At 35.4% G+C, this 12269-nt stretch carries 13 protein-coding genes; 3 read left to right on the top strand and 10 right to left on the bottom strand.

The window, feature by feature from the left end; translation table 11 throughout:
* Positions 1-108 precede the first annotated feature (108 nt).
* The gene (locus tag DBX25_RS12350; RefSeq protein ID WP_108671110.1) at positions 109-243 is read left to right on the top strand and encodes a YpzI family protein; all 135 of its coding nucleotides are present in this window, start codon (positions 109-111) and stop codon (positions 241-243) included.
* A gap of 67 nt (positions 244-310) precedes the next feature.
* On the opposite strand, the gene fni is transcribed toward DBX25_RS12350, so the two are convergent.
* The 9 genes from fni to prsW form a co-directional block, all read right to left on the bottom strand.
* Complete coding sequence (gene fni / locus DBX25_RS12345; RefSeq protein WP_108671231.1) at positions 311-1339, bottom strand: type 2 isopentenyl-diphosphate Delta-isomerase; 1029 nt, start codon at positions 1337-1339, stop codon at positions 311-313.
* 11 nt (positions 1340-1350) lie between these two features.
* Positions 1351-2484, bottom strand: a complete 1134-nt coding sequence (rpsA, locus tag DBX25_RS12340) for a 30S ribosomal protein S1 (protein ID WP_108671109.1) — start codon at positions 2482-2484, stop codon at positions 1351-1353.
* A 146-nt stretch (positions 2485-2630) separates the two neighbouring features.
* Complete coding sequence (locus DBX25_RS12335; RefSeq protein ID WP_108671230.1) at positions 2631-3212, bottom strand: lysophospholipid acyltransferase family protein; 582 nt, start codon at positions 3210-3212, stop codon at positions 2631-2633.
* Positions 3213-3217: 5 nt separating this feature from the next.
* Positions 3218-3889, bottom strand: coding sequence for a (d)CMP kinase (cmk, locus tag DBX25_RS12330; protein WP_108671108.1), 672 nt, complete (start codon positions 3887-3889; stop codon positions 3218-3220).
* A gap of 192 nt (positions 3890-4081) precedes the next feature.
* Positions 4082-4273, bottom strand: a complete 192-nt coding sequence (locus DBX25_RS12325; protein ID WP_338066683.1) for a DUF5359 family protein — start codon at positions 4271-4273, stop codon at positions 4082-4084.
* 47 nt (positions 4274-4320) lie between these two features.
* Entirely contained in the window at positions 4321-4977 is a 657-nt protein-coding gene (locus DBX25_RS12320; protein WP_108671106.1) for a flagellar brake protein, read from the bottom strand.
* 170 nt (positions 4978-5147) lie between these two features.
* Positions 5148-6500 (bottom strand): germination protein YpeB, encoded by a 1353-nt coding sequence (gene ypeB / locus DBX25_RS12315; RefSeq protein WP_108671105.1) that lies wholly within the window; start codon positions 6498-6500, stop codon positions 5148-5150.
* Between the two features lie 147 nt (positions 6501-6647).
* On the bottom strand, positions 6648-7439 hold the full coding sequence (gene sleB, locus DBX25_RS12310) for a spore cortex-lytic enzyme (RefSeq protein ID WP_205685225.1): 792 nt from the start codon (positions 7437-7439) through the stop codon (positions 6648-6650).
* A gap of 300 nt (positions 7440-7739) precedes the next feature.
* Positions 7740-8414, bottom strand: a complete 675-nt coding sequence (prsW, locus tag DBX25_RS12305; RefSeq protein ID WP_108671103.1) for a glutamic-type intramembrane protease PrsW — start codon at positions 8412-8414, stop codon at positions 7740-7742.
* 159 nt (positions 8415-8573) lie between these two features.
* Between prsW and DBX25_RS12300 the strand changes: the two genes are divergently transcribed.
* Positions 8574-9551 (top strand): asparaginase, encoded by a 978-nt coding sequence (locus DBX25_RS12300; RefSeq protein ID WP_108671102.1) that lies wholly within the window; start codon positions 8574-8576, stop codon positions 9549-9551.
* A gap of 564 nt (positions 9552-10115) precedes the next feature.
* Entirely contained in the window at positions 10116-10706 is a 591-nt protein-coding gene (locus tag DBX25_RS21640; RefSeq protein ID WP_108671101.1) for a CPBP family glutamic-type intramembrane protease, read from the top strand.
* Positions 10707-10906: 200 nt separating this feature from the next.
* Here the strand turns inward: DBX25_RS21640 and DBX25_RS12290 are convergent, their stop codons facing one another.
* Positions 10907-11872, bottom strand: coding sequence for a YpdA family putative bacillithiol disulfide reductase (locus tag DBX25_RS12290; RefSeq protein ID WP_108671100.1), 966 nt, complete (start codon positions 11870-11872; stop codon positions 10907-10909).
* Between the last annotated feature and the right edge of the window lie 397 nt (positions 11873-12269).

Here is a 12269-nt window from a genome sequence, read left to right as displayed (position 1 = left end):
CGATTCCCCCTTTAGAATCATTATGTCTTTTTATTCTGTTGATTAATCAACCGTAAAGGAATAATCTCTCTTAATCATGGAAAGGTAAATGCATGGAGGTGTTAATCGATGGGTAAGGATAGACAAGAAAAAAAATTAAAAGCCAGTAAGAAAGTGGAATCCGATCGTGATCAAGCTTTACATTATGCAGGTGCGACTGCTCTAGAAGGTCCGGAAGAAGCAAGAGAAAGAAATAAACATTAAAAAACACAAAAATAAAGACCCGAAGTCTCATGACAACGGGTCTCCATTTTTTATCTCACTATTAAAATTAAATCAAATTCCTTTGTTTAGCCCACTCCAATGACTGGCCCAATAATACATATGGAGCAGAAGACAATTCTCCAATCCGTTTCTTACCTAATGCTGCCATAATTAGTTTTATATCTTCTTGCATTTCTTCTATTTGTGTCACTAAAGCTTCTACTCCACGTTCTTTATAAATCTTCAATAAAAAACCAGCAAGTCCAGTTGCTTTGGCACCTAAAGCTAAACATTTCACAATATCAAGGGAATCTTTTATGCCACCAGAGGCAATAACTGTTAGGTTTCTACCTTCAGATTGGGCTTCTAAAATTGAACATAGTGTCGATATTCCCCATTGGTTAAAATAGTCTAACCCTCTAACTCTGCGTTTATTTTCGATTTTAGCGAAATTGGTTCCACCAAAACCTCCAACATCTACAAATTGAATTCCAATAGATGAAAGTTTCTTAGCTGTTTCTTTACTCATGCCAAAGCCCACTTCTTTAATTATGACTGGTACTTCAACAGAGTTAACAATTTGTTCTATCCGATTTAGGGCACCATAGAAAGATCGATCACCTTCTGGCATTGCCAATTCTTGAATAACATTAAGATGTATTTGCAATGCATTTGCTTCAATCATATCAATAGCAAGTTTTGCCTGATCAACTGTTGCCTCTGCTCCTAAATTAGCGATAATAATTCCTTTAGGATTTACCTTTCTTACTATTTGATATGAAGGAATCTGTGTGGCATCCTTTATTGCAGCCATTTGGGAACCAACTGCCATACCAATTCCAGTCTCCTGGGCAGCCCAAGCAAATGCTCGGTTGATTTCTTCTGTTTCTTTACCGCCACCACCAGTCATTGCGTTGATAAAAATTGGCGAACTTAAAGTAAGTTCGCCAATTTCAGTAGTTAAATCAATTTCATCAACGTTTATATCTGGTAAGCTTTGATGAACAAACATAAAATCATGGAAGCCAGTTATGCCTTCCTGTCCTGTTGCTAGTGCATGCTCAATATGATCTAATTTACGTTTTGTCCTCGACAAGCTCATCACCATTATTTTAAGTCTTTTAATTTGTCACCTATCATATCACCTAGTTGAAACCCTTTGTTTTCTTCAGGAAGTACATAGTCCTCAGAAACAAATGATTCCTTTTCCTGCAATTCTTTGATACTTAAGGATAGTCGTTGTTCTTCTTCATTCACATCAAGAACTTTTACCTTCACAGTTTGCCCTTCTTTCAATGCTTCATGCGGAGTAGCAATGTGTTTATGGGAAATTTGTGAGATGTGTACAAGTCCTTCCACTCCCGGTAATACCTCAACAAAAGCACCAAAAGAAACTAATCTTTTAACAACACCTTCAAGGATTGCTCCTTTTTGCGCTTTTTCAGATACGGAAGACCATGGTCCAGGCAAAGTTTCCTTGATTGATAATGAAATTCTCTCATTGTCTCTATCAACGGATAAGACTTTTACATTGACTCGGTCTCCTTCTTTAACTACATCAACAGGTTTATTCACATGTTCGTGCGACAATTGTGATACGTGAACAAGTCCATCAACCCCGCCAATATCAACAAAGGCACCAAAGTCCGTTAACCTTTGAACAGTTCCTTCCAGGACTTGCCCCGCTTGTATTGTCCCTAAAAGGTCTTGTTTATGCTTGCCTTTCTCTTCTTGGACTACTGCACGATGTGATAAAATAAGACGGTTTTTCTCTTTATCAAGTTCCACGATCTTAAATGTCATAGTACGGTCCTTATAATCTGAAAAATCCTCGACAAAATAGTCTTCGACTAGAGACGCTGGTACAAAGCCTCTAACTCCAAGGTCGACTACTAAACCACCTTTAACGACGTCCTTTACAACTGCCTCGAAAACTTCCTGAGACTCAAAACTTCTTTCTAGGGCATCCCATGCTTTTAAAGCATCCACTTTTCGTTTAGAAAGGATTAAGTTCTCCTCTTCAACTTTGATGACTTCCAGCTCTAATTCGTCACCTTCATTTACTGCGTCAGTAGCTTTTTCGATATGAAGACTGGATAATTCACTAATAGGAATAATACCATCGGACTTACTGTTTTCCACATCGACAATGACTTGCTTCTCTTCAACTTTAATTACCTTTGCCTTTACCTTGTCGCCAACACCAAAATTGTTTACTTCAAACTGTTGTTCCTCTGTCATATGTACTCCTCCTTATCCCATGTCTGCTTTGCAGTGGTAAACTCTTCATCGTTTTAGTTACATGAATGTCACCATTTTTCTATAAATAGAAAATATTCTTATTAATTAAATTCTAACAAAAAGCGAAATTTGTCAAGTAAAGTGGATTATCTATGTTGAGTGATTAACTCACCAATCTTGCCCATAATGAATTCGGTTGCTTGTTCTGCATTTAATTTTTCATCTTGGTATTCTTTAAGGTTAATTGGTTCTCCATAAACAACTTTAAGTTTATTGAATGCCTTATATGGCCCAATGATTGCACACGGCACGACTAATGCATCTGATCTTAATGCAAAGAACCCCGCACCAGCTAAACCTTTACCTAACTCACCGGTTTTGTTTCTAGTTCCTTCTGGAAACAACCCTAATACATTCCCATCTTTTAAAACCTGTAAACCTCTTCTGAGGGCTTCTCTGTCGCTCATTCCCCTTTTGACAGGGAAGGCATGTAAGCCCGGTAAAATATTTTTTAAGATAGGCAAATTAAACAATTCTTCTTTTGCCATAAAGTGAACATCACGTGGGGCAGTAATCCCAACCACCGGAGGATCTAGATTATCGATATGGTTCGCACAAAGAAGTACTCCTCCTTCTTTAGGAAAGTTTTCTGTGCCAATAACTTCAATTCGATAGGTTGGATATAACGCCATACTTACTAATGATTTTGCAAATTTATAAAAACTCACCGTCATCAAGCCCTTTCTTTAATTAAAGAGATAATTCGATCTGCTACTTGATGGATGGTCAAAGAAGTTGTATCAATTTCAATTGCGTCATCAGCTTTTCTTAATGGAGCAATTTCACGTTCAGAATCGTATTTATCGCGTGCTGCAATCTCCATTTTTAATTGCTCTAGATTAGATTGAAATCCTTTTGAGACATTTTCTTGGTGTCTTCTTTGTGCGCGCTCGTCCACACTGGCAATCATGAAGATTTTCAATTCAGCATGAGGAAGTACATGGGTTCCAATATCTCTACCGTCCATGACAACTCCACCATTTTTCCCTAACTCCTGTTGCATCTTCACCATTTCTTTTCGTACTAGTTCATGTCTAGAAACGGCTGAAACAGATGAAGTCACATCCTGTGTCCTAATTTTTTCGGTTACTTCCTCTCCATCTAGGAAAACAAGTTGTCCTATTTCACTAGGTTTTAATTCAATGACACTTTTCATTAATAAATCATGTAGTTTGCTTTCATCTTCTATATCGACGTTATTCTTTAACGCCTTATAAGTTAATGCCCTATACATGGCACCAGTATCTACATAAATATAAGAGAATGCTTCGGCAACAATCTTTGCCACCGTACTTTTTCCAGCAGCAGCTGGCCCATCAATCGCAACTGATATTTGTTTAATCATATTTCCTCCTGAACTGCCTTATGCAAAATACAAATTACTCTTCTATTTTATCATAAACACAGATTTAATTATGCACGAAAGCTCACATTTGATATCTAACAAAAAGGACAAAAGCCTCCTTCAAATCGGGAGACTTTTGTCACAATAAATTTAAAACTATTATCCTATGTTAAAAATGCAAATGTGGACTAATTATTTATTTCCACCCATCGTTTCCAATACATTCGTGTAATTATCTTTATTTACTCCCTCGTATTGAGCAAGTTTTTTTAGTTCTAAAAATGAATCTTCTTTATGAAAGAATAATTGAAAAAAAAGTAAGAATAAGAACTGAATCACGATGATCTTTATTAGGATTCTTTCAAATGTTTTCAAAGCAATCACCACTTGTTTTTTCTACAAGTATTAACAGATTTGTCAGTTTACATTCATTATAATCCTTTATTTCGCATTTCCAATTGTCTTTCAAATACAAATCGAATTACTATTTGCCTATCTGTTTGACTTAGGTTTTCAAACTGTATGGATACACGATTAAATTTCGAATTATCAACCTCTATGACTCTAATAATCTTGCTTGTTACTTGAAGATAATGAATCTCCCCTGATTTAAGAGGTAATGATAGCCATACCTGTATTTGGGTAGAAGGAATCAGATTCACTTTTTTATGAACCATGATTGCTGCCCCACCTGCGCTTATATCATCGGTCACTGCAAGAAAAGGCTGAAATTCAAACTTCATTGGGTGTATTGCGACATCTACAGATGCTTCAACCCTTACAAATTGACGTCTCTGTATTTTTACAAAAGTATCCTCTGAAGGCTTTCTTAACTTCACAAGGGGAAGTTCTCCTTTTTTCCTTCCTAGCACCTCTGTATCGAAAATGTAAACAGATTGGTCAGGACCGATATATGTACATTTCAACTGTGTACCATCTGTCATGAACACGGTACGATTGGTCGAAAGATTCACAGGATAATCGACATAAAAATAATCACTAGTGAGTTCTTGTATTTTAGATCTATACTTTTCAGGTTGTAAAGAAAATTTTGGTTCAAGTATGAGAGTATCTCCTATTTTTATCATAATCTCCACACTTCCAGACGTTATTTCAAGTTGATTTAGTGAAAAGCGAAAAGCGCGCACTTATATATACATCTAATAATAATCAAAAAGGAAAAGCACGATTGTGCCTTTCCTTTTACTATAGCATATTTTTAAAATTAATCCTTAAAATTCCATAAAAGATACAGAGTTTATATTAAATTTTCATAAATAGGTTCTGCATTTTGAAGTTTTTCTACCATTTCTTCTTGTCCAGTATCAGCATTTATGAAAATCCTATACGTATCCTCTTTTATTACTCCTAAGAATTCATGACACAATACTTCTTCACCAATATCGTTCACAATAATAGCCAAACGATTCTCCATTATATTTACTTTTTGGTTGATGAATTGTCTTGCTTCATCTACCGAGAGGGTAGGAGCTTTAATTTCCCTATCCTTGTTTGCCTTTAAGTAATCATTCGCAGAAAATCCTATTATACTACCGTCATCTAATGCCACTTTAACCTTAACAGAATCTGGATATACCCTGACATTATCTACAATGGTAACAAAGTTCAACATTGCAATATTGTCATATTGCGTACTCTCAAATAAATCAAGTGAGGTGAATTTATTTTTTTTCAAAAATGCTGTCGCTTTATTCGTTGCATCGTTTAGACTAATCGCACTCTCTTTTACTGCCCTATTATTAATGAACCAAACTGGATAGCCACCTTTTTTTGTGATGTCCAAATTTACTTCATTTTTCGTTTTGGAATCTTGAAGACTAACACTATAGAACCCAAAGTCAGCTCCTTTACCGCCATCTTCAACCTTCACCTTAAGAGAACCTTTCATATTGGTGAATTTTTTAGCTAACTCGACCGCTTCTTTTTTGGTAATTTCTTTTCCTTGTAAATTTTTGAATGATGCGTCTTTTTTCCCGCTACTTACATGAGTTGGTCCCATCTCAGAGGCTTCAGAGTATCCTGTAACCTTTTTTTCTACCATTTTAAAGCCATCAATAATTGTATTGTCAGCTGTTTCTTTCCCTGAGGCAAGTGCAAGTTCCACATCCATCCATCTTAGGTTGTTCTTTAAAACTAGATATTGGACTTTTCTTAACTCTTGTTGAATATCAGCAGATTGCTTATATAGATCTTCTAGTTTCTTATATTCTTTTTCATTTAAAGGATTCTTGTCTAAATCACGAACCGCTGCCATATAGCTGAAATTTCCGATTTTAGACAGGAATTCTTCCGTCTTATTGAAGGGAAGTAACGTTAACGGTAGCTGTCCTACATCATTTTGCGCCTCAGAAGTGATTCTCCATACATCAGCAAGTGCTGGAGATAGAGATTGTTTAGAATTCATCGCCAATGTCGTACCTATTTTGTCGTTCAATAAATCAATTTGATATGTCAAATCATGAAACGACCTTTGATAGTTATTTTCTGCATTTAATAGGATTACATTTTTTTCTTTATGTTCTTGATAACCCCAGAAAGCCGTTCCAGCCACTGCAACAGTTAGAACGGCGATAAGTATTCCTCGCAACAAGGCCATTCACTCCTTTACTAAAAGTAAGACTTTCTTCTTGAACATTGTGTTTATTTTTTATTGGCTTCTAGGTAATTGTAAGGCTGACCATTTCTATCTAATTTACGTTTAGTGTAGTGACCATCATTCACACCTATTCCAGCTGCTTTATTCACAGAAGATATGTTGACCAATTCTTTTAATTTGAGGACGACTCCAAATCCATTTGCTTGTCGCAGTATCCGGATTAAAATAATATAAAGCGTTTCCAGTTGGATCCCATCCGTTTATTGCATCGATAACAGCTTTTCTTGCTGTATCATTTGGTGTTAACCAAATTTGCCCGTCCGCTACAGCTGTAAATGCTAGCGGTTCAAATATTACACCTGAAACAGTGTTTGGGAATAATGGACTTTCCAATCGATTAAGGATGACAGCTGCAATGGCCACCTGACCGATATAAGGCTCTCCCCTTGCTTCACCATACACAGCATTGGATAAAAGCTTAATATCATTTTCTGAAAAACCAGCAGGTACATTAGAGGCTGTACTCGTCTTACTAGTTGTATTTTTTTTAGCAGTTCCACCCTCTGCTGGTTTTGAAGTCGTTGCTTTTTTCTTAACTTGTTTTTCAATTGGTACTCCACCATAGTAAGTAAAATCGTTACCTTTGTTAATTTGATCATGAACCCAAGTTTTATTGAAGTTTGACGCATTTACTAGCTTACTTTTTGTGGTTTGACCAACTACTCCATCTATCGGTAAGCTGAATTTATCTTGAAAATTTCTTACTGCCCAATACGTACCCCATCCGAAAGCACCATCAATTTTCCCATTATAAAACCCTATGTTTTGAAGGCGAGCCTGCAACTCGATAACATCATCACCCTGCGCTCCCTTCTGTATCACTTGACTGGAAAATGCTTCAGTTTTCAATCCAAATCCCGTGATGGACATCATAGTAACTAGGAAAATGAAGAAATAGACCCTCAATTTCGAAGGAATTCCTATCATTATTTACACTCCCTTTTCTTTAATTGGAATTACACCTATTTTCTTCATTTACAATCTTTTTATTCCTAATGATAGTTTTAAAATCTGTTCCTTCTACTAACAATCAACAGCCTTTACGAAATAGTTTTTACAACGATCTATAAACTAGCTTGTTGATTGCATCAACAAAATATCTCGTTTTATAAGAACCAAATCAAAAAAGATGGCCTAACAATCAGCAATATGATTGTTAGGCCATCTAATAATTTACATATTAACAGAGGAACTTGCAGCATGAAGATCTGAAAGAGTCCTAGCTAGCTTTGCTTTTCGAAGTCCAAACCACCAAAGAAAAATCATGAAAGGCAGTATCCAGTAAATCCATTTGACTTGGGTGATCAAAATATAATCATAAACTCCGTGAAGAAAAAACGGAATTAAAAAGGCAAGTGAAAGCATCAGTTTCTTTTTATGCTTTTGAAATTTCCCCTTCCCTAAGTAGAATCCCATGATAACCCCAAAAAGCGCATGTGATGAAACAGGTAAGAATGCCCTACCTAGAGCGTATTCAACACCATTGCCCAAAAGGTATAAAATATTCTCGACGGTTGCAAAACCGAGTGAAACAGCTGCACCATAAACAATGCCATCATATGGCTCATCGAATGAAACATGCTGATAAATGGTATAAATTAAGACAAACCATTTAAAGAATTCTTCAAGAAAACTTGTAGTAAGAAAGGCATTCACAAAATGGTTCGTTACGATTTGTTCTGATGTAAGTACATATTGAATGAACATGATGGGAAAGACAAGTATTGCTCCAAATAAAAAAGTTTTAAACACAACAGAAATCGGTTCATGTTCATAATAATCCTTTAAATAAAAATAGCTCAATATTGCCAGCCCTGGTGCAATACCGGCCGATAGTACAATCAGCATAGGCTGACCCCTTTCTATAACAAAAAACTAACTAATTGGTAAAGAATGAATTCATTAGTTATATATAATCGTAACATGATATTATAAAAAAGAAAACGGTATAAGCTTGTTCATTTACCGTCTAGATGCCTTGTTTCACTAAGCACCGAGGAGGATTTTATGAAGAAGAAAAAAATATTAGTTATACATACAGGTGGAACGATTTCAATGTCGGAAGATCAAGAAACAGGAGCAGTAAAACCGACTAAAGAAAATCCCATGAAATCAAAATCAGAAAATATAAATGATTTAGCCGAGCTCATTTTAGAAGATCCATTTATTTTACCATCCCCTCACATAACACCGAAGGAAATGCTTTATATTAAAGATCTTATCGTTCACCATATTCAACGATCCAAGATTGAAGGAGTAGTTATTACCCATGGTACAGATACATTGGAAGAAACGGCATACTTTTTAGACTTAACAGTAAATAGCGATATCCCGATTGTCTTGACTGGAGCTATGCGTTCTAGCAATGAAATTGGATTCGATGGATTATATAATTATATTTCTGCAGTTAGAGTGGCCATTTCCGATGAGGCACAGAAAAAGGGTGTCCTTGTTGTGCTAAATGATGAAATACATACTGCGATGAATGTAACGAAAACTCATACAAGTAATGTATCTACCTTTCAAAGTCCACAATACGGACCTATCGGCATAGTGACTAAAAGAGGCATTGTCTTTCATCATAAACCAATCAATAGTGAAAAATATGATATTCAATACGTCACTAAATCCGTCCCACTTCTTAAAGCTCACGCTGGAATGGACTCATCCTTACTTTATGCATTGAAGATAAATAACATTGATGGACTAATAATTGAAGCATTGGGACAAGGTAACCTTCCCCCTGCTACACTACCAGGTGTAAAAGCTCTTTTAGAACAAGACATTCCTATCGTATTAGTTTCTCGTTGTTTTAATGGGATTGCAGAGGATGTATATGGATACGAAGGGGGAGGAAAACAACTAAAAGAATTTGGTGTCATTTTTTCCAATGGATTAAATGGACAAAAAGCCCGCATTAAACTTTTAATTGCCTTGGAATCAGGTTGCACTAAAAATCAACTCCCTGCTGTTTTCGCTAATTAGTCAGCACATTAAATAAAATTCAGCCAGGACCCTTAGTGTAGGTAGTTCAGATAACGTGGAGGAACAATAGAATTAGCATTGAAAATCGAGTATGAAATCGTAAAGGTTTTATACTCGATTTTTTTATTGTTATTTATGGATTATTACTGTTTTCGTTCCTAAATTAACAAATCAAATAACATATCAATTAACAGAATGACAATATCTTTTGTCAATTTGTAAACTGGGATGCGATTATGGTTGTTATTTTAGGTGGAAAAAACAAAATGAAAAGGTAATATATGTTAAAGTATAAAAGAAGAGGAAATGTTATTGTTTTGATAACGCGATGTTACCATAAAAAATTACAGGATAATTAAGGAGGGATTTTAAATACAACACTTAAGAATAAATGTATTACTCATATTTTTGGCAAGTTTATTTTTCTCAGGTATTATTCTTTTTTCTTACAGGTTATTTGTTTGGGGAATATTACTAATCGTATTCTTTCTTTTCATCTACGCTTTAACCCCTCAATTTCGTTCAACAGTATCCTTGTTTATATTCTTTTTATTAGGGACATTCATGTTTCAAATTGGAACTGATTATTTTACTGAATGGGACATATCCAAAAAGATGAAAATCATTATAAATAGAAGTTTGCTTCTGTTTATAATATGTGGACTATTGCTTTCACTTTTGTTATCTAAGCAAAAAGTGTTTCTTTTCGAAAAATTACCAGATTGGCGGATACGCATAGTGTTTCCATTTCATTCGATTAAGTTATCATATTTTTTATTTATTGGACTGGTCGGCTCGACTACAATCTTTATACCTTTATTGTTCCTTGAAGATGTGAGATATACAACATCATTCGTGAGATATGGTATATTATTCTCCATCGTAAACGCTTTCCTCGAAGAGTTGCTTTGGAGAGGCATAATGTTATCTAGTATAGAAAGAAATGTTTCGATTTTTTACGCCGTTTTCGTTACCAGCATTGGATTCGGTCTGTTGCATATATCAATAGGAATTCCTTTGGTAATGAGTTTGCTTTTTTCTTTTGGGGGGCTTTTCTACGCATTTATAGTAATAAAGTCCAAAAGCATATACCCAGCCATAGTCTTTCATTTTATTATTAATTTAGGTATGGTTCTTAACGGATGGATATTTTAAATACTCCAAAAAAGACTTTAATGAGAAAATGTAACTTGTAAAAAAGCTCAGAGTTATGTATAGTTCTGAGCTTTTTTACAAGTTATTTAATGAGTGAGATTTACCATTTGAATTCAGATATTATTTAGGGTGTTATATTAAGTTTTCCCCACAATAACTGAACTACTTACCCTTAGTGATCCTGGCTGAATTATTTTATATTAACCTTTCGAGGATAGATGATTAGCAATCAATTCACCATGAAACCTTCCATTTTCAATAAAAATTTCATTTGCATTGTTTCCTGCCGCAATAACTCCAGCTATATAAATCCCTTCCACGTTAGTTTCCATCGTTTCTGGATTAAAAATTGGACGCCCGGTATCTGAATCAATGTCAACACCCATTTTCTTTAAGAAATTATGATCTGGGCGATATCCGGTCATGGCAAAAACAAAGTCTGCTTGTACTTCCTTTTTTTCACCTTTAACCTGGTAAAATACCTTTTCTTCACTTATTCCTTCAATACATGCTTCAAATTCCATTTTTATCGTCCCATCACGCACCAATGCATCAAACTCTGGCAAAATCCAAGGTTTAACACTCGGAGAATACTGGGACCCACGATATAAAACAGTGACTCTTGCCCCTGCCTTCACTAATTCGAGAGCTGCATCTACACTAGAATTTTTACCTCCAATAACCACTACATCACTATTGAAATAAGGATGGGCTTCTTTAAAATAATGATGAACATGGGGTAAATTTTCTCCTGGAACATTCATGTAATTCGGATTATCATAATATCCAGTAGCAATAATGACTTTTTCAGCTTCATACTCTTCCTTTGTAGTTTTAACAATGAAATTTCCAAAATTATTTTTCGTTACTTCCATTACTCTTTCAAACGTGTTAATTCTTAAATCCTTACGTCTAACAACTTCACGATAGTATGCTAAAGCCTGATTACGAAATGGTTTTCTATTTTCAGTAATGAATGGAACATTACCTATTTCAAGTTTTTCACTTGAACTAAAGAATGTCTGGTGGGTTGGATAATTGTATACGGCGTTTACAATGTTTCCTTTTTCAATTATGACCCCATCTATATTCTCTTCCTGTAATGCAATGGATGCTGCAAGACCACATGGTCCTCCACCTACTATTACAACACTTTCTTTACGCATGAAAACTCCTCCTAAACAAAACAACAATAATATTTAATTACAAGCTCGTTTCCTATAAATTGTTGTATTAGACTCTATAGTTTGCCTGTTTCTTTCCACTCCAGGCACTTGCTTTCCGCGGAGAGGGTGGGAGCCTCCTCGGCGCTAGCGCCTGTGGGTTCTCCCACTTCCCTCAATTTCCCGCAGGAGTCAAGTGCCCTCCGCTCCAATCAACTTAGACATATATTATTACATTGCACAAAAAAGCAGCAAACTTTTAAAAAATAGCCTATTTCAAACAATATCGTGATTTCTCGAATAATATATAATGCACTTTTATTGTTTACAGTGATGGAAATTAGAAAACTTGGCTAGCTCCAAGCCTAAGCGCTGGCGATTGCCTAGTTGCACTTATACT

This window comes from Peribacillus acanthi, assembly GCF_003073175.1.
In the GTDB taxonomy this organism is placed as follows: domain Bacteria; phylum Bacillota; class Bacilli; order Bacillales; family DSM-1321; genus Bacillus_BN; species Bacillus_BN acanthi.
The sequence above is the reverse complement of the archived record's forward strand: the minus strand, read 5'-3'. Positions and strand labels throughout refer to the sequence as shown.